This is a genomic window from Filifactor villosus (assembly GCF_042652965.1).
GTDB classification, from domain to species: domain Bacteria; phylum Bacillota; class Clostridia; order Peptostreptococcales; family Filifactoraceae; genus Filifactor; species Filifactor villosus.
The window spans coordinates 12269-31197 of sequence record NZ_JBHSHL010000030.1 but is presented as its reverse complement, the minus strand read 5'-3'; the positions used below and the strand labels follow the sequence as shown (position 1 = coordinate 31197).

Annotated in this window: 19 protein-coding genes; 11 read left to right on the top strand and 8 right to left on the bottom strand. The window is 41.6% G+C overall.

Going from position 1 to position 18929, the window contains the following annotated elements:
* The first annotated feature begins 319 nt into the window (after positions 1-319).
* Positions 320-1699 (top strand): MATE family efflux transporter, encoded by a 1380-nt coding sequence (locus ACFO4R_RS08000; RefSeq protein WP_379788562.1) that lies wholly within the window; start codon positions 320-322, stop codon positions 1697-1699.
* A gap of 33 nt (positions 1700-1732) precedes the next feature.
* On the opposite strand, the gene ACFO4R_RS07995 is transcribed toward ACFO4R_RS08000, so the two are convergent.
* The 4 genes from ACFO4R_RS07995 to ACFO4R_RS07980 all read right to left on the bottom strand — a co-directional run bounded on the left by ACFO4R_RS07995 (position 1733) and on the right by ACFO4R_RS07980 (position 6048).
* Positions 1733-1921 (bottom strand): hypothetical protein, encoded by a 189-nt coding sequence (locus ACFO4R_RS07995; protein ID WP_379788561.1) that lies wholly within the window; start codon positions 1919-1921, stop codon positions 1733-1735.
* Between the two features lie 9 nt (positions 1922-1930).
* Positions 1931-2407 (bottom strand): hypothetical protein, encoded by a 477-nt coding sequence (locus ACFO4R_RS07990; protein WP_379788560.1) that lies wholly within the window; start codon positions 2405-2407, stop codon positions 1931-1933.
* Positions 2408-2987: 580 nt separating this feature from the next.
* Positions 2988-4067, bottom strand: a complete 1080-nt coding sequence (locus ACFO4R_RS07985; protein ID WP_379788559.1) for a hypothetical protein — start codon at positions 4065-4067, stop codon at positions 2988-2990.
* A 502-nt stretch (positions 4068-4569) separates the two neighbouring features.
* Positions 4570-6048: a DUF2828 family protein gene (locus tag ACFO4R_RS07980; protein ID WP_379788557.1), complete on the bottom strand. Its 1479-nt coding sequence runs from the start codon at positions 6046-6048 to the stop codon at positions 4570-4572.
* 695 nt (positions 6049-6743) lie between these two features.
* On the opposite strand from ACFO4R_RS07980, the gene ACFO4R_RS07975 reads away from it, so the two are divergent.
* The 10 genes from ACFO4R_RS07975 (at position 6744) to ACFO4R_RS07930 (ending at position 13928) form a co-directional block, all read left to right on the top strand.
* On the top strand, positions 6744-7745 hold the full coding sequence (locus ACFO4R_RS07975) for a WYL domain-containing protein (protein WP_379788556.1): 1002 nt from the start codon (positions 6744-6746) through the stop codon (positions 7743-7745).
* 118 nt (positions 7746-7863) lie between these two features.
* Entirely contained in the window at positions 7864-8181 is a 318-nt protein-coding gene (locus ACFO4R_RS07970) for a hypothetical protein (RefSeq protein WP_379788555.1), read from the top strand.
* Positions 8182-8260: 79 nt separating this feature from the next.
* A complete protein-coding gene (locus ACFO4R_RS07965; RefSeq protein ID WP_379788554.1) occupies positions 8261-8482 on the top strand; it encodes a hypothetical protein in 222 nt (73 codons plus the stop codon).
* Between the two features lie 548 nt (positions 8483-9030).
* Positions 9031-9516 carry a P-loop NTPase family protein gene (locus ACFO4R_RS07960; RefSeq protein WP_379788553.1) on the top strand — a complete coding sequence of 162 codons (486 nt, stop codon included), beginning with the start codon at positions 9031-9033 and terminating at the stop codon, positions 9514-9516.
* A 775-nt stretch (positions 9517-10291) separates the two neighbouring features.
* On the top strand, positions 10292-10648 hold the full coding sequence (locus tag ACFO4R_RS07955; RefSeq protein ID WP_379788552.1) for a DUF6176 family protein: 357 nt from the start codon (positions 10292-10294) through the stop codon (positions 10646-10648).
* Between the two features lie 187 nt (positions 10649-10835).
* Positions 10836-11231, top strand: a complete 396-nt coding sequence (locus tag ACFO4R_RS07950; RefSeq protein ID WP_379788551.1) for a hypothetical protein — start codon at positions 10836-10838, stop codon at positions 11229-11231.
* Positions 11232-11366: 135 nt separating this feature from the next.
* Positions 11367-11696 carry a nuclear transport factor 2 family protein gene (locus ACFO4R_RS07945; RefSeq protein WP_379788550.1) on the top strand — a complete coding sequence of 110 codons (330 nt, stop codon included), beginning with the start codon at positions 11367-11369 and terminating at the stop codon, positions 11694-11696.
* Between the two features lie 533 nt (positions 11697-12229).
* Positions 12230-12544 carry a PadR family transcriptional regulator gene (locus tag ACFO4R_RS07940; protein ID WP_379788549.1) on the top strand — a complete coding sequence of 105 codons (315 nt, stop codon included), beginning with the start codon at positions 12230-12232 and terminating at the stop codon, positions 12542-12544.
* Positions 12541-13185, top strand: coding sequence for a DUF1700 domain-containing protein (locus ACFO4R_RS07935; RefSeq protein ID WP_379788548.1), 645 nt, complete (start codon positions 12541-12543; stop codon positions 13183-13185). The genes ACFO4R_RS07940 and ACFO4R_RS07935 overlap by 4 nt, the downstream gene beginning before the upstream one ends.
* A complete protein-coding gene (locus tag ACFO4R_RS07930; protein ID WP_379788547.1) occupies positions 13182-13928 on the top strand; it encodes a DUF4097 family beta strand repeat-containing protein in 747 nt (248 codons plus the stop codon). Before ACFO4R_RS07935 ends, ACFO4R_RS07930 begins: the two co-directional genes overlap by 4 nt.
* 746 nt (positions 13929-14674) lie before the next feature.
* On the opposite strand, the gene ACFO4R_RS07925 is transcribed toward ACFO4R_RS07930, so the two are convergent.
* From ACFO4R_RS07925 to ACFO4R_RS07910, 4 genes are all read right to left on the bottom strand, one after another.
* On the bottom strand, positions 14675-15358 hold the full coding sequence (locus tag ACFO4R_RS07925) for a hypothetical protein (protein ID WP_379788546.1): 684 nt from the start codon (positions 15356-15358) through the stop codon (positions 14675-14677).
* Positions 15359-15812: 454 nt separating this feature from the next.
* Positions 15813-17216 (bottom strand): sensor histidine kinase, encoded by a 1404-nt coding sequence (locus ACFO4R_RS07920; protein ID WP_379788544.1) that lies wholly within the window; start codon positions 17214-17216, stop codon positions 15813-15815.
* Positions 17209-17910: a response regulator transcription factor gene (locus ACFO4R_RS07915; RefSeq protein ID WP_379788543.1), complete on the bottom strand. Its 702-nt coding sequence runs from the start codon at positions 17908-17910 to the stop codon at positions 17209-17211. Before ACFO4R_RS07915 ends, ACFO4R_RS07920 begins: the two co-directional genes overlap by 8 nt.
* Positions 17911-18124: 214 nt before the next feature.
* Positions 18125-18712, bottom strand: a complete 588-nt coding sequence (locus ACFO4R_RS07910; RefSeq protein ID WP_379788542.1) for a hypothetical protein — start codon at positions 18710-18712, stop codon at positions 18125-18127.
* Between the last annotated feature and the right edge of the window lie 217 nt (positions 18713-18929).

The following is an 18929-nucleotide window of genomic DNA, read 5'->3' as shown; positions in this document are numbered from 1 at the left end:
AATATCCCGATTTTATTGAAATTCCAACTAAAACGGGCATTCTTTCTGTTTTTAACTCAGAAACTCAGGAACAATCTGTGACCCATAGAAGAGAAAACGAATTTTCGTGGGTTGAAAAACAGATATATCCCTACTTCTATTAGAGAATAGTTGAGAAGATATCTCATGATTCACAAAATAAGCTTGAATCGGTTTTCGTACGGAGGAAAGGAGTACTTGAAACCGTTCGTTTCACAAACTTTATGTATTTTCAAAACGATAAAAAGAACATGTTGTGTCTTTGTGCGGTGTTTTTTTTAAGTTTATAGGGGGAAGGTTGTTGACAAAGGATTTGGAAAAGGAGCGTTTGGGGTCCTTGATTTTGAAGTTGTCCGTGCCTGCTATTTTGAGCATGATAGCGGCGGCGGTCTATAATTTGGTGGACAGGATCTTTGTGGGGCAGATCGATCCTCTTGCTTTGACAGCGGTCGGAGTCACGATGCCACTGCAGATTGCTCAAATGGCGTTTGTCCTGATGATAGGGGTAGGGTCTTCGACTCTGATGTCTATCTATATGGGAAAGAAGGAGGCGGAAAAAGCGAACCGAATCTTGTTGACCGCTACGTTGTATATTGTGATAAGCCTCGTGGGGTTGACAGGGATAGGAGTCTTATTTTTGGATCGGATCTTTGAATTGTTAAAGGTTTCAAAAGAAGTCCATCCTTTAGCAAAGGACTATATCGTTATCCTTCTTTTGGGAGGTGCACCGGGATTGTCGGGCTACTGTCTGACCAACTGTATCCGCTCTCTCGGACATGCCAAAGAAGCAATGGTCTATATTACGGTCAGTTCGCTCTTGAACATTGTTTTGGACTACCTCTTTGTGCTCAAACTGGGCTACGGGGTTAAGGGCGCGGCTGTAGCTACTGTGATTTCACAGGTGTTGGTGACGGTTTTTGTGGCGAGGTTCTTCCTCAAGCATCCCTTGGGGGAAGAGGGATTTTCTCATCTGAAGGGAAAAGAGTTGTGGCACAATATTTCAGAAATCACACAAAACGGTCTTCCTACTCTGTACATGCAGGTCTTTGGAACAGTTGTGGCTATTGTGCTGAACCGATATATCATCTTTTACGGAGGAGATTATCATTTGGCCTCAATCACGATCATCACGTCGATCTCACACTTTTTCCTCATGGTGGTATACGGAGTGGGACAGGGGACGCAGGCGATTTTCGGTTACAACTACGGTGCGGGAAAGATGGACAGAACCAAGGCGGCTCTTAAGATCTCACTGGGATTTGTCATTGCATTTACCGTAACCGTACTCGTTGCTATACAAGCGGTACCGAGATTTTTTATCGGACTGTTTACGGACGAGGCTGAACTTATGGATATTACGGTGCACAACATACGAATTTATCTTTCGATGTTACCCATGGTGGGGATCCATTCGATTGCGACGACCTATCTTACAAGCATCAAACAACCCAAAATGTCCACAATACTCTATATTCTACGTTACGGAGCGATTCTGATCCCTGCTCTTCTTGTTCTGCCGAAATTTATGGGGTCGGATGGAGTTTATTTTTCGAATGCGATCTCCGAAGGATTGAGCGGACTTATCGCTTTGGTAATGTTGGGATATTTTTTGAAAAAAAGTCCGGAAGAGCTTTATCGGGGAGAAGGAAGAACGGATGAAAAAAGGAGTGTTGAACGATGACGGAACCATCATCTCACAACACTCCATCTCATGTTATTTTTTATTTTTAGATTCAATTTCTTCCATAGAATGCCATTTCGTTTCGTTCTTGCCGGAATTTCGGAAAAAAAGTTTTTTGAACAGGGAGATAACAAGATCGATCAAGCCTACCCATAACCTTCGAATAATAAAGCCGACGACGCAGATCACAAGAAATACGATAATATAGCTGATATTGGTCATAAACTGCACCTACTTACCCATGATCTTTTTGAAGAGGACTTCAAATTCTTTTTGTCCTTCCGGCTGATACAGGTAGAGGAGTTCTTTTTCGTCTGCTTCTGTCGGAACACAGAACTTGGTGTAGCCTGCCATCATTCCGCCTTGATGATAGAATACATATTCTCCGAATGACATACCCGCCTTCTTGATGGTATCGGGACGGAAGATTTCCGCTTCGCTACAGCCGTCCAGATCGGGAGTTGTTTGGACCAGCGCCACCGCCTTATCCTCTTCCCGATATCCGATGATCAGGCTCGTATATTGGTAGGTCGTTTTGCGAGCTATGATGTAGTTGCTGGTTTTGATGTCGAGAGCGTAGCCGCCTACGATCTTCCAGGTATCGCCATCTTCGACCACTCCGTTAAAGAGGGTCCTCATCTTTTGTTTTACTTCTTCTACCCTGGCCATGTCCCATTCTTTTTTCTTACCGAAACCGAATAAACCCATGTGTGTTCCTCCTTTGAATTTTCAAACATCTTTGATAAGCGATAGGATTTTGTATTGTGTCAAATCGTTTCTTTATGTTTGTAAAAAGCATCGCATTCAAAAAAGTGAATAATATAACAAACCACTTCAATTATATCAAAAACTTCCGTACTTGACTATAAAATTTAGGAAATACCTCGCAATGAGCAGAATAAAAAATAATGTAAATAAAAGAGCAAAAAATAGACAGTTATTCTCTGTTATCCCCATACATCTATTTATTGTGTACATCTTCTTGTTTTTTAGGTACAACAAATGAGGCACTGATACAATTATTTCTTTGAGTTATGGATATCAGCAACCTGTACTTAACAGGAGATAATACTATTCTTCCTTTGAGTTATGGACATAAACAATCTGTGCCCCATAGAAGATAAACCGATGTTTCGTGGGTTGAAAAACAGATATATCCATACTTCTATTTATTGGAGAATAGTATAAAGTAGCATTTGTATTTTTTGATTTATGAACATCAATAAAATAAGAATTCCTCTTGTGAGAGGCTCTTATTTTAAGAAGAAAGCAATATTTCTCCATGAAATCAATCAGCTTCTTTTACTATTTCGAATGAAGGTGCCGTTCCTTTCGGTTTTGATATAAGGGCCTTGTTTGTAAAGGTCAGCCGGTAGGAGTTGTCCAAACTAAGGCGAATAAGACTTTCATCGAAGGAAGGAGCAAAACCCTTGCCGATCGTACGGATGGCAAGGTCTATGTTGTTGATCCTTGCGCCTATGAGATTTTTGAACGAAGAACTGACATCGGTAAACAGATTTGTGTTTTTGAAATCGATATCGGGGTTTACCCAAAGGCTTATCTGAGGCTCCAAGTAAAGGGGAAGACCTTCACAGTCGAGGATGAGGGGAAGATCGAAACGGTTGTGAACGGTTTCCCCGTCGCAGATTTCGCTGTAGAAAGGAGGTCTCTTGCTGTCGAGACTTCCGTACAGGAGGATGCGGTCGATCCGTTTTCCGACAGCCGCATCGTAGAAGTGAATGTCATGAAAGTTTCTACCCTCGAAAGAGGACAGGGCTATTTCACCAAGGGTAAAGAAGATGTGCTCTTTGACAGGATCTTTATCGACACACCTTGCGTAACTCTCTTCGGTTCCGATATGTTCCAAAAGAGGAAGAAGGTGTTTTTTGGAGATCTCAAAGTCAAGAAAACGCATTGTCATAGGAAGGATGGTTTTTTCGTAAGAATAATAGAGAAGGGCACGAATACACACTGCGGAAAACTGTCCTCCAAAGAGGGAAGGGTCGTATCCGCGGTTGAAGAAGAAGTCGATAACGGACATCAGGCGTTCAGCGCTCTCAGGGTGTTGCACGGAGGCTTTTTGCCAGAGTATTTCGTCAGAGTTTTCATACAGGGGATCTTCTTCCTCGAAATCCTCCTCCTCTTCTTCATCAGAGTACAGGGAATCCAGGTAGCAGATGTATTGATTTTCGATTACTTCGGATAGAAGGGTCGCCGTGATCTCTCCGCCGGAAGAACTGAAGGAATTGATATCAACGCCTTCATTCAAGAGTTGTTCCATTTTATCAAAATCGGGCGGAATCATACAAGCGTAGTTCACAAACTTATCTTCCTTGGAGTCGAATCTTCTTTCTTCCATCATCTTCATCTGATATCTCTCCTTTTCTGTATAGGGGGATCAAATTATATAAGTTTATAATTATAGCAATCACAAACGATGGTCTTCCGGCTTGGTCTTCAACAAGATTAAAAACCATTGCTTGGCACGCTCCTTGGCTCATACGAGTGAAACGGGATGTTACTCAAATGTTCTTGATTTCTATCATTGGAGCTTATAACATTATTCAGTTAAAGCGTTGATATCAACGATTCTTGCCTTGCTGGAAGTCAAAATTCTTTTTGTGATTTTCTAAAGCGGATATTTTCAAACTTCAATCGAGTATAAGCCGTTTGTTGATATAGGAAAGTTTCTGTAGGCATCTGAAAAATCGATGTCAGTTATGCGATTTTTCATTACGGCTATTTTGATAGCGAGCCTTCTAATGAGATTACTTTCCCAAGTTATTGATATCAATGAGCTGTCTTTCATAGGGCATGAAACAACTTTTTATAATTGTCATATAAATCAATCTTCCGAAAAAGACGGGGGACTATCGTTTCTGTAGTCCCTCAGTGGTCTTCTCATATTTTTGCAAGGCCTTATACATAAGGTCGACGGCGCTTACGGTTTCGTTGTTCAAGAGTGCCTTCAGCACATGCACGGACGATCCCGACAAAAAGCGGATATTGGGATGATTTTTGTTGGCGGGGAAGCGGATCCCTCGCGCAGCGACGTTCCAATATACGATCTCCGGAAGAGGAAGGCCCGCTTTTTCGAATTTTTCCTTCATAATCTCGTAGGTGGGTATGTTTTTGACTCCGGAATCAAACTCCATATCCGAGATGATCACAACGCGTTTGATAAAATCTTCCGGATCTTGTACTTTAAGGCTTGTTCTGTAGATGAGGTCATAGACCTTTGAGATGTCGGTGTTGCTGCAATCATTTTGTTGATAACAGAGTTCGAGTTTCCTCCACAGAGGTGCGGAGTCTGGCAGTTCAATCAGTTGAGGATGGGAAGAAAACGTGATAAATCGGTTTTTGAACTCTCCTGTCAACTGCTCTGAAAATAAGATGGCCAGCGATGTCGCCATATAAAGGGGCAGGGCATTGCAACAGGTCATCGAGCCCGAACCGTCGCGGACGACGATGGTGTTGGACGCATCAGCGTTTCGGGGCAGAGAGTCCCACTTCATCTGCATCGATTTTTTGACGAGGTCGGAAGGCTCCTGCGTGGAGTAGATCTCATAGTCCTTGATGATCTGATAGGGAAAGAGTGTCTCTGTGTTTACGGTTTCCACACCTTCCAAAGCGTCTTGAACATACTGTCTGTAACGCTCGAGGTCATTGCGTTCAAAAGCCTTTCGGTACTTGTGCATCGCTTGGGAAGGAACACAGGAATAGTCGAAACTATAGTCTTTTTCCCGAAGACGGTTTTCTATGATCTTGCCTCTTCGAAGAGAAGAGAGGAGTTTGCGGTAATCCTGCTTGGAATAACCGAGCTTTTTGCAAAAGAAGAGAGCCGTATTGACAATCTTTCGATTGGAAGCGTTGATCGACGGGAGCCACTTCGGGAGAAGAGATGTGCTGCCGTCCCTTTGAAAGCTCTCGATATCTCTCTCCAGTTGTCTTCGTACGAAGTCGATCATTGCTCCTTCCGCCTTAGTGTCCCTTGCTTCAAAGAGGTCGTCAAAACGCCCGTATTCCACGACGAAGGGAAACAGTGTTGCCGCATCGGCGGGATAGAGGTCGCAAAGATAGCGAAAACAGACTCGGAAACTTCGCCTTTCTCCCATTCCGCCACGAATATCCCTCGTGTAGAAGAGGTTTTTTATCGCTGTGGAGTAGTCCTCCGATAAGGATCTTGCAAAGAGTTCCCTCACTTTCTTCGGGTTGAAACGCATTCCTCCGACAAGGGCAAAAAAATCGAGGTTTGCATTCAAGGTCGAGGTGTAGGCAGGATCGCCGTTTTCGGTCAGGGCGAAGGGGGAAGTTTTAAGTTCGGTTCTCAAAAGTTCCATCGTTTTCATAGGACTCTCCTTTCATATTAGGTAACAAAACCGCATGAGGGCAGGCGGTACAGGATACCGCCTACTTAAGCGGGAGGAAGATCCGGGAACCTTCCTCAAAACAAGGTATCTGTTGTGGGATCAGGTTCGCTTTACCGCGCGGACCCGAGACTGTCGCTGAAGAATTATGAAAAGATGCGACATTGGAATTGTTTTGCGGATGATACCTTTACACGCATAATTCTTTCCCAAGAAAAGGTGCAGTTCGATTGGACCGGTTCAAGGTCTGTCTTGTGCACGTTTTAAAGAAGACAAGGTACGATAAATCGGTAATATCCGTTTATGGTATTTGCTGTAAGTACCTTTATACAAGACACACTTCTTCTACAGGACGCGGTACACAAAACAGACTTTGTTCAACCTCCGCCTCTTATCCTAACGAAAAGGACTTTGCCGTTTTCGCTGTTTAAAGAGGGAGTTTTTTTAGTCTCTTTTTGGAAGGTGCACCGCTCCCCCAATAAGTTATTGAAGATCGAGAGAGTCGCTGTGAGTGTCTTTAGCTTGAATATAGAATAACAGAAAGAAAAACAAATAAAAATAATCAAATGCAGGAAATAAAACGACCCCTTTTTTAACACTTAAATCATTTAAAATTTTAGAAAACAGTATTTATTTAAGTCCCCTAAAAGGGTATAATAAGGGATGCGAGGTGTGTTATGGAAGAAAAAATAAAGGTTTATGTGTCCGAAGAAGTCGGCCATATTTTGCTCAAGGATATGGAGCTGTTCGAATTCTACAAAAAGGACAGACAACTGAACAAAAACGATTTTATCAATACCTTGATTTTACACTATCATGAAAGCTATCAACAGAGCAACAGCGAGTTGTTCGAATATATCAGGAGGACTTTGGAGAAGGAGTTTGTCTGCAGCGAACAAAAAATAGGCGATATCGCCTATGACATTCTGAAATACACGCAGAGCAAGGCATTTCGACCGGAGAAGGGAAAGTTGGACTCGTCTTTTTCCATTAAGCCGACCAAAAAATCGAAGGCGGTCATACAGTATATTCAGGAGTGTTTGCTCAGCAGGACTACGATGTCCAACTACTTTCGCAATATGTTGTCCTCGTACTGCCTTCTTCCTCAGGACAAGAGGGAGGAGGTCATCTTTCGAGATAAGTTCGAGGAGATCCGAAGTGCCATCGACAACGACCGCAAGATCTACTTCAAGCACAAATACAATGATTCCAAGTACGTCGTATCTCCCTATGCCGTATCGGGATCGAAGGAAGAGTTGTTCAACTATCTGATTGCCGAATACAACGGAAGACCTTACAGCTTTAGGATCTCGAGACTCGAAAAAGTCATAGCCTTGAACGAGGTGAGGAGTTTCAAGGAAGGGATGGAAGGAATCTTTGACAAGATGATCGCCTACGGTCCGCAGTTTGCCTTTGAAAAAGAGAGGGAGATCTGCGTGCGTCTCGAGCCTTACGGAAGGCTGATGTTTGAGAAGGTGTATCTTCATCGTCCCAAACCGATCCGGGTGGAAGGGGATCGCTACTACTTCGACTGCTCGGACAATCAGATCATCCAGTATTTCTTCCGTTTCGGTAAGTTTGCCTATATCGAAACACCCGTGCAATTGAGGGAAGAGATGCTAAAGAGATATCGGATGGCTGCCAGAGCCTATACCGGAAAAAGCAGGAGTTTGGAGTAGTGGATGGAATTTTGGAATCAAGAAAACAAAGTTTTGTTTTCGGTTCGAGTTGTTGTAAAACAATATAGGAGAAAAAGTTGGATTTAGATGTTACAGTAAGAGATGGAAGGAGATTTGAATGGGGATCAATAGACTTGCGGGAACACCTTGGCATATGGAAACTTTAAAACGCAGGGAAGGTGATGAGAGGCGTTATAAAGGGAGGTGTTTTTATTATCAATATAGGGAAAATCGCTGTACACGTAGGAACACTAAGTGTACGGGGAGCGCCCAATGTCCCGGATACAAAGCCATATCGGAAGATGAGTTTAGGAAGAGGCAGAAAGAGCAAACGAAAAACAAGAAAAAAGTTATGAAGACGATTGCTATTGGTATTAAAAGGAGACAGGTTTGTGGAGAGTTTGAGAATAGTCTTGTGCAGAGAAGCTACATATGACCGGAATATATAGCAGATAGGGTCGGTTTATAAGGGTTTGAGAAAAATGTCGAATATATCGAGTTACGGGGGGATCCGAGTGGAAATCGAAGTGATAGAAACATTAAAGATGAAGAGCAGAGAAGAGGTCGTCGCTTTTTTGAAGAGTCTGTGGCGTGAAGATCCCCAACCCTGTCCCTACTGCGGAGGAGGGTTGGATTTTTTTCATAAAAAAGCGAAAAAGAGCAACAGCGATTGGGTCTGTAAGGCTTGCGGGACACGTTTCGATGCGATAAAATTATTGAGTGAACTTAACGGATGAGACGATTGGAAGGAGGATCATTACATGGATGTTGTCGGGAGTTGGATCGATCGTATTTGCCATATGGAATTTGATGTTATACGATTCTCCAACAAAAGAGTGGTTATATCCGTTTTGGAACTACAAACATTCGTCTTTTCACGGAGGACCAATTGACATTATCCGTCGTTTAAATGGCAAGTAGTATTGTATTTCAAGGAAAGCTTCGGGCGGTTCAGCTTTACCGGCCTGCCTTGAACGGCCCTTACCCTGTGGTTTTTTGTTCGGATATGGCGAACAAAGCGGTGGAGCGTTTTGATTGATATTTCGAGTGCGACTGTCTGCGATACTCATAGGAAAGGCTGTTATTTTATCTGAGCGGAAATGAAAATTGATATTTTTTGACATTATAACGATGTTGTCAGGAATTATGTAATACTATTATTCTTTTGAGTTGTGGATATAAATAATCTGTGACCCATAGAAGATAAACCGACTTTTCGCGGTTTGAAAAACAGATATATCTATACTTCTATTGAAAAATAGTATAAGGGATAGGAGGATTCCGGATGGAGAAAATTATTGTGATCGGTTCTCCGGGAGCCGGCAAAACGATCTTTGCCAAAAAACTCCGCGACAAGTTGGAACTTCCCCTGTACCATCTCGATTTGATATGGCACAGGGAGGACCGAACCAACATAGGTAGTCAAGCGTTTGAGCGAAGGTTGGAAGACATCATGAAGGAGGATAGGTGGATCATCGACGGAAATTACAGGAGTACTCTGGAACTACGATTAAAAGCCTGTGATACCGTGTTCTTTCTGGACTATCCTTTGGAGGTCTGCCTTCAGGGTGCAAGGGAGAGGGTCGGACGTAAGAGGGATGACCTTCCTTGGATAGAGACGGAGTTTGACAGCGAGTTTGAACAATGGATCATCGACTTCCAAAAGACGAAGTTGAAGGAGCAGTACGAACTCTTAGCAAATTATCCCAACAAAACCCTCATTGTCTTTAAATCGCGAAAAGAGGCGGAGAGGTTTTTGGCACAAGAGTAGTTGAGGATGAAATAAGATGCCTATCACAGTTGACTGTTTTATGGGCTCTGAAATAGTGTTTTTGGATGTTTTTATAACTCGAGCAGGAATTCAACGTCAGTATAATGATAGGCGTTATTGCTTTGTTCATAAGGGAACAGCATGGAATACCTACAGTAGACATGTGACATTTAGCAAAGCACCGTACAAAGGCAAATTTCCAATTTTGTCTTTAAGAGTGTTAAATCCATGTTCAAGAGTTTCATTAGCGGTATAATACTACCATTCTTTTGAGTTGTGGATATAAACAATCTGTGACCCATAGAAGACAATATAGTTTTTCGTCATCGAAAAATAGATATATCCATACTTCTATTGAAAAATAGTATAAAAACGATTTTATGCGGATGTTTCGAATTATGCACCATATCCTTAGGGGAGAAACACCGCATAATTCAAAAAATCATCGTAACATCACTTTTAAAGGGATGCTGAATTTTTTAAAAGCATTGATTTGAAAGAATTCTTTTCTTTACAAATCCATAAGAAAATCAAAATTTTGCCTTTGTGCGGTATTCTCCTAAGTTCAAGTTTGAGAGGGTGTAAAATATGGGAAGAACTATTTGATCCTTTGTATTGTTTCTTCGGTCATTCTATTGACATCCGTATTTATGTTCTACAGGACAGGAAAAACAGAATACGGATGGACATAGGTTCATTGCTTTTGGGCATCGGGACCGGATGGCAATATTACAAAATAAGGAGAGGCAAGTAGAAAAGACGTGGAGGGAAGAGTATGAATATAGAACTGTCACGATTTCGAGTTCGAGAAGGCAAGTCGGAAGCGGTGGATAGGTGGATGCGTTTTTTGAATGAACATATGGAAGAGGTATTACTTACCCTAAACGGGGAGAAGATGTACATTGAGACTATTTTTAGGGAAAAAACGGAGGGTGTCGAGTATCTTTACTGGTACTCTATTCAAGGAGAAAATGGAATTAAGGTAGAAGACTCCGAATCGTGGATAGATAAAAAACACCTCGAATATTGGGATGAATGTATCGATACAAATTATCAGGTCGATATGACGATGGAGGTCTCTATGATCCCGCATCGTATAGCGGAACGGATGATCGAGGATGAGGAACTATAAAATTTGAGAGTTTTCGAAGGTTATGGATGAGTTATGGACAGATTTGAAAAATAGCAGATATTAAGTACAGGAAAGCCCTTCAGCCAATGTGCGAAAATAGCATTCTTGTTACTGGAAAGTAACGAAGTATAATGAGGAGTTAAAAGAAGAATGTTCAAAGACAATGATTCCGGAAGGAGATCCCTCTGTGATACTTGAACGGGTGATAGAAGAACTTTTGAGTTGTAAGGCTTGGTATTTGCCGGATGAAGTAAAAATCCGGGATAGACGCTTCGGTAATTTGTTGGAAACGAAATACTTCTGTTATGACGATGATGTTGCAACCTGGAGTAGGATATTGAATAAATATTTTGTCCGGTTGAAATGGTTACCGAAAAGGGAAGGATACAGTTCAACGAGAAGTTTTAATCGCGCGTGGGAATATTTTGCCGAGTTACTGGCAGTTGTGAAAGAAAATAAACATCCTGAATTCGACATCTATTATGAAATGGCGATTAAAAACGGTATGAGTACAGCAGTTCTCAAAAAAGTTAAAAGAATTCTCCGAAATATGAAGCATATTCTTATCCATCCGAACTGTTGATACCAATGCCCTTTATTCTATGGGGCATAAAACAAATGTTTGTGTTTGTAGATGTGACTATAATCATACTTCAATCCGAGAATAGTATAAATCATTGTGGAATCTGCAAATAGGAAGTCGTGAGGGGAGCCAGCTATGACAAACAGAAGTGTTTTGGAGGCCTTTTTCAAGGCTGAAAATGAGCGTGATTGGGAAGTGTACCGACAATTCCTGCATACGGAAGTATCTTGGGAGTTGTTCGGCAAGGAAGAAAAAAAGATCGAAGGCATAGAACATTATATGCAGGTCATAAAAAAAGCCTATGAAAATACGGATATTCAATTTTCGTGTCAAGATATCAAGGTCTCCGGTGACGGAAACAGGATAGCAACGTACTTAATAAATGATAGGGGAGTGCGTTCATTGGATATTTTTGATTTCAAGGATGGTCTGATCTGTAGGGAATACGAGTTTATTTTGGATTGACAGATCATACTGTTACTCATTCAAACTGTTGATAGCAATGCTTTTTATTCTATGGGTAATATAAAACAAGTTGTTGTGCTTGTGAGTCCGGATATATCCGCACTTCTATCGGAGATCGTAGTAGAGAAACACCTTTCATACTATTTTTCAATAGAAGTATGGATATATCTGTTTTTCAATCTATGAAAAATTGGTTTATCTTTTATGGTCGCAGGTCGTTTATATCCACAACTCAAAAGAAGAATAGTATCAAAGACACAAAATGTTGTTTTTATCGTTTTTCAGGATCAAAGAATTTGTGAAACGAGCGGTTTCAAGGACTTTATTCCCGGTTCTAAAACCGGTTCAAGCATGCTTTGTGAAATTGTGAGGAATCTTCTTAAAGGCCGAATCAAAACAGAAAATTGCTGACTTTGGAGAAGTAGAGGCGAGTTCGTTGACGCTTCTCTTTTTTTATAAGACAAAAATATTAAACAGTACCTTGCATTAAAAGGTACTGTTTGTTATACTATAAATATGAAGGGAGGAAGTTTATGAATATACAATTTAAAAAAGGAGTCTTGGAGCTCCTGGTTCTTTCCCTATTAAGCGATCGCGACAGGTACGGGTATGAGCTGGTGGAAGAGATATCGGCTCATGTCGATATCTCTGAAGGTACCATCTATCCTTTGCTTAGGAGATTGAAGAGTGACGGTTATGTCAACACCTATTTGAAGGAATCACAGAGCGGTCCGCCAAGGAAGTACTATACGCTTACCGACTATGGAAGGGAGATGTTTTTTGGGCAGCTGGACGATTGGAATCATTTTATCGAAAGCGTAAATAATCTTTTGAGGAGGGAGTTATGAAAAAACAGGAATTTTTGGATTTGTTACGACATTATTTGAGATCCTTACCGATTACGGTGGTCGAGGACATCATTGCCGACTATGAAGAGCACTTTGAGCTTGGCTATGAGAAGGGCAAAACAGAGGAACAGATCTGTACGGAGTTGGGATCTCCTCGAGATATTGCGGACGATTATTTGAGAAATGAGAACTATAAGATGAAGCGGATTGGCTCCAAAATATTTATCGATGAAACGAAGGAGACCGGGGAGCAAAGAGGAGGAGAGTCTTGGAAAAAACTTGTTCTTTTTGTGTTCCTTTGTCTTTTTGCAATGCCCATTTTTGGGATAGGAATAGGCTTCTTGGGAGGATTGATCGGACTTATCATCGGTATGATGACCTTGGTATTTAGCCTTATTTTGGCCGCTGTACTTCTTCCGCTCACACTTATTCCGGGCTTCGTCCTGCCGTGGTTGTCGGTGCCGAGTTTTGTTTTAAGCTTGCATCCGGTTACCAGAGTGTTGTTCACCCTTGCGAGCTTTACCTTCGGAATTATGGGGATCGCTCTTATCATCAACTTTATCCGATGGATCATAAAGTGCATCGAGCAGATTTACATTTCAATCATTTGGAGAATCAATAAGAGGAGGGGGATGAGATGAAGGGAAGTCTGATCTTTAAGTTGTTTGTATTGGGGATGGTGCTTATCGTGGGTACAGTGCTATCGTACTTTATCTTTGACTATGGAAAACATGAATGGAGGAAGGATTATTTGAACATAGGAATTCAACGAAAGGAAGCAATGAAGGCGGCAGGAGAGGCGTTGGAGGGAGAACTCCAATCGTTGTACGAGATCGAGATTGACTCTGTAAACCTGGAGGTGGAAGTGGTTAAGGGAGACAAGGACGGTTATCGGATTTATGAAAAACGAAACGAAAGGGTCGATATCTCAAGCTATATTGAACTGAAACAGGAAGGCGAAGTGCTTCGAATCAGAGAAAAAGAGCACAAGGCAAAGGATGTTCGGCTCAGGGCGGTGATCAGCCTGGAAAAACCTGAAGAAGTGGAAGTGGAGTTCAACACGGTCAATGGAAGTTTTGCCGCAAACGATTCTCTCAAGAGTTTTAGGGGAGATTTTGTAAACGGAGCGGTATCTCTGATGGGAGAAGAGAGCTATCCTATTGAAGTCAGCACAGTCAATGCGGCAATCAATATCGTGTTTGATCAATACAATGCGGTCCTGGACGTGGAAACGGTCAACGGAATCGGTGTGGTCTTGGACACTCCCCTGATCGAAGTTGCGGGATTTAAGATCGGAAGTTCCAACAATATCGATCGCAAGGTCGGAGAGGGAAGAGATCACATTGAAGTGGAAACAGTCAACGGGGCGATCAATATCAATTAGGAAGATACCGCTGAAACCATTACCCATTAAAATTGACAGGTGGAATACTTCAAAATATGCAATCTTCGAACGTGTTTTTCGGCAAGAGTATATCCTGCATATCCGGTATTTGAAACGGAGAATAGGGGGAAGACAGGCTGTGCTTTTTGAAATCCAAGCCCCTATGGAAACACCGCATAAAGCTGAAGGGCTGATCTTCCTGCAGGGTTCGTCAACCATAAATTCCTGTTGAGTCAATGCGTTGAACGGGTTCATCAGTTTTGAGGCATTGCTTTTATTCCGATGCTTCGAATGAGGAGGTGCTTCCTTTGATGTTGTCGTAAGAAGAGCTATACGCAAGTTTTTCGTATCGATGTTCTCAACAATGGAAGCCTTCCTTCGGATTAGAGCTTTATACCAAAACCCAATTAAAATATCGGGTGTATGGGAGGTATAGAGATAAATCGGAATTTATAGTAAATGAAAGTACAAAACGGAACGAAGGAAACACCGCATAATTCAAAAAATCATCATAACACTACTTTTAATACTACTATTCTTTTGAATAGTGGATATAAACAATCTGTGGCCCACAGAAGACAACACAGTTTTTCGTCATCGAAAAATAGATATATCCATACTTCTATCGAAAAATAGTATAAAGGGATGTTTGTACAGCACAAGAAAAAGAACCTCATCGCGGTGCCCGATGAAGTTCTTTTTCGGTATATTTTAAAGAAGGGTTGGTTTATGAATAGTTGGGAGGGTTATTTCAACATACGGTCATAGACGATGGGAGAGTTGTTATCACTTGGATGAAGGAAGATTTTGTCCCAGATATCTTTGTTTTGCTTGTCGATTTTCTTGATTTCGGCTTCTATTGTCAAAGCTTCGTCATCCAAGGGTTTGATAAGTTTTTGAGCATCCTTATAGAGTTTGTCTATTTCTGCCTGTACTTTTTTGATAAGGAGTTCATCTTGAATTAGGGTGTCTTTTTCTTTCTTGGTCAAAACGGAAGATTTTTTGATAAACTCCTGCATGTCCTGTGCCTTATCCTGTTCCTTATTCACTTGTTTATAGAGTTTGTCCCAAAGAGCTTTGTTGCGTTTTGTGATATCGTCTATTTTTTTGTCGGGATTTCCCGCTTTTTTCAACACATCATCATAGATGGCATTGATTTGTTTGTCAATCTCATCAAGTCTTTGATATCGATCTTTTACCTTGCCTTCAGAAGCCAAAAGGCTCTGTTTTTCTTTTTCCGTCAAAAAAGTAAATTCTTTTAGAAGGTCTTTGAATTCCATCTCCTTGTTTAGGGCAGAGGCCTTATAGGTTGGAGAGGTTTGAATCGGAGTTGTTTTGGATTCTGCATGGATCCCGATCGATCCTCCGCCCAAACTTGCGACAAGTAAAACTCCTGTTAGCAGTAATGTTGTTACTCTTGATTTTTTCATATCAGCTACGTCCTTTCATGTTTAATCGATGATTTTCAAGTTTTCTGTTTGCTTCGTTTATCTTAATAACAGTATAGCTTGGAACTTGAGGGAAAATCTCCCGAAGATTGAAAGAAAGAAGCAGCGGGTTTGTGGCTAAACTGTGGCAGATAAAAACAGAAAATAAAGAACGGTCTCAAAAGTTGAGCCGTTCCATAGGATCGGAGTTGTACCGTTTGTAAGTGGAAGTATCGACGAGGAGAACTGTGCAATACCGGCACTCATTTGAATGTACTTCGTGAAAGAGGAAACAAATGTCTGTGGTTGCAACACGGATATAACCCCACTTTTCTATCGGAGAATCATATAGGAAGATGAAGTCCATAGAATAAAAGGGGTCATTCGGGCCCTATCCATGGGCGATGAATAAGAGAAAAGAGTATAAAAGTATTGGTAATATCGCAGAATCCGCCTCTTATCCGAGTTGAGGAAAGATGATTGTAAAGGTAGTGCCTTGTGTACAAGATTCCACTGTGATGGTACCGCCGTGTTTTTCGATGATGTCCTTGGTAATTGCAAGTCCTATACCGAAATTACCCTTCTCTCCCTTGTAAAAACGCTCAAAGATATGAGGAAGGTCGGCAGGTGCGATTCCCGGACCGTCATCGGAAATATCGACACGAGCATGGGAACTTTGGTCGGAAATACGAAGGCGGATCTTGGTACGGGCATAGCGTGTGGCATTGATAAGGATGTTGAGAAAAGCACGTTCTAACAGGGTTTCATCTGCAAAGAGGTAGATATCTCCATTGGCTTCCACCGTGGCGGTCAGGTTGTTTTTGATTGCCATTGGCCGTATGTTGTCGATATATCCATATAAAGTTTGTGTAAGATTTACGTTTTTCCTGTTGAGCTCATAACCCTGGGTATTCGATAACAAGAGCATTTGGCTGATCAGTTTGGACATTTTGTCACTCTCGTCCACAATGATGGAAAGGGCTTTGTCACTATCTTTAAACACGCCGGCCTGCAAGCCTTCCGCATAACCTTGGATTGACATTAGAGGAGTTCGAAGCTCATGGGAGGCATTTTGGAAAAAGGTTCTTTGGACTCTCTCGGATTCATCGATCATCATCGCCATCTCGTTTACCGTTCCTATAACATCTTCAAATTCCCGATATTTTTCAATTTCGAATATATCCACCACCTCTCTTTTTCCAATGGAGATGATATATTTTTTGAGGTTGTTTAAAGAACTGTCGATCGACTTTGCCAAGAGAAAGAAGACACCGATTCCAAGGATTCCGAATATTAAGGTAAGTACAACAAGGACCTTATCCAAGAGATTGATAAACTGCTGCATGGGTGTGATATCCGCATACACGAGAAAAAGATGGTTCTTCGAAACGGAAGCATTGGAATTTACAATGAAAAATCCGTCAAAGGTACCGCGGTAAGTTTTGGACTTTACCATATAGGTCTTGGAGCCTTCGCTCACCTTCACGATTTTGTTATTGAAAAAATCAGGGTTTTTGTTGACCAAATATTCTCGAATAGTAACAGCAGTCAAATATTCTTTGGCGAATTCTTCTTCCTCATAAGGAAAAAGAATATTGTTTTTCTCATCCAGAAGAATACCGTAGATGGGAATAATAAATTCATCTCCTTGCAATTCTTCAGATACGGTCGGAATTTTATCGCTATAGATTTCATCGTAAAAGGAGAACTCTTTTTCCATATCCTTTGACACCCTGCTTACCGTGTACCTGTCCACCGCAATGTGGAAGGTCAGCAGCAGGATGCTCATGATCAGAATGATGACAAAGGTCGGAGCGAGAAAGAGGATGGATTTGAGTCGAAGTTGTATTTTTTTAGGCATGGGCCTCCTCTCCTTTCACAAGTTTGAAGCCGAATCCCCAAACGGTTTCGATGATTACGTTACTTCGAGCTTCCTTCAGTTTTTTTCGAAGCCTCTTTACGGCATCATCGGTCGCTCTGGTCTCCACCTCGGAATCGTACCCCCACACGGTATTGAGGAGTTCTTCTCTGGACACGGCACGGTCCTGTTGTTCCAGCATAAATCGAAGAAATTCGTACTCCGTATTCGTAAGCTTGAGCTCTTCTTCCTTACAGTAGGCGGACTTTTGTTCGGGTACAAATTTGAGGTCTCCGAAGAGAAGCTCGTGGACTTTGGCCTGTGGTTTGTTCAGGGCAAGTCGCTTAAAGACGGCATTGACACGCATTGTCAATTTCAAAGGAGAGAAGGGCTTGGTGAAGTAGTCATCACAACCCAAGGCAAAGCCCGTTACATAGTCGGCATCGGTCCCTCTTGCAGTAAGAAGGATGATGGGGATGTCGGATTTTTTGCGAATGGAGGAGCAGACGCTGAAACCGTCGGTTCCGGGCATCATGACATCGAGGATGACCATATCCGGAGGGGTCTTTTCGTATTCGGCTAAGAGCAGATCGCCTGTTTCAAATACCTTTACTAAATAGCCTTCCTCTTCCAAAAATTGTTGAAGAAGTTCTCTGATATTTTTTTCATCATCGGCAATATAGATCAAACCGTCCATGGGGCATCATCCTTTCGTTCGGGTATTGTAACACGAATACACTTCGCAGCTATCCGAGTGTTTTTTTAATTGACACGGGATATAGGGTAATCAAGTGCGTTGTAGTGCTGTTTGATGGAAGTGTAAAACAATCTGTTTTGTACAGGTATTAGTATCTAATTAACGGACCGCTTACACGGTGTGAAGCTCCGGTCAGTCAAACTGTTTTCGGGAATTATTTCTTTGTGGAAAAGGTCTCCAGTATTCGCAGAGTAAGCCAGATATTTGTAACCTCGGTCGCACTTAGGGTAACAAAGAGTTTCTTATCCTTAAACTTGAGATTGATGGTGTTAGACGGTTTGTCTACACGGTAATATTCAAGCTCTTCCATAGGATAAGAGGTTTCCTGCCCCGCTTTTGTTACAATCAGGCAGCCGCTTTTGAGACGTATGCTGTAATCGTTGAGTCCTCGTTGTAAGACAAGGTTGATATCTTCGATTTTTTCGGGCAACTCCCCTTTGAGTTGATGAGATGCATAGTGTTTGAGAATATTGTCGATTTCTTCCATTTGGGGAGAAACATCCAAACTGTATTCTTTCGGTTCGTCCGTCAGGATGACAACGGTACGGTAAGGTGTCATCTTATCCAGATAAAATCTCGTTTTGACTGCAGTGACAAGTTCGAAAGAGACCGGAATTTCTCCTTGCTTTTCACTTGTTATTGTAAATCCGGTCTCGGTTAAAGTGACGGATTCAATCCTGTCTTTTGACAAAAGTTTTTTAAGAAATCCCTTTGAAACATTTTTAACTACGTAATTACTCACAATCAAAACCTCCTTTTATAAGTCTTATTATTCACAATAGTATTCTTCTATTCAATCAGTATAAGCCATTTTTTCGTTTTTTCATAGGGAGAAATATGAAAAAAATATCGAGTTACACCGCCTGTTATTTCTTCCATATCGAATTTTTGAAGGTATTCGCGGAAGTGTTATAGGACGCGTTGATTAGATCTATCCGAAAGTTTTGTTTGAACGAGGA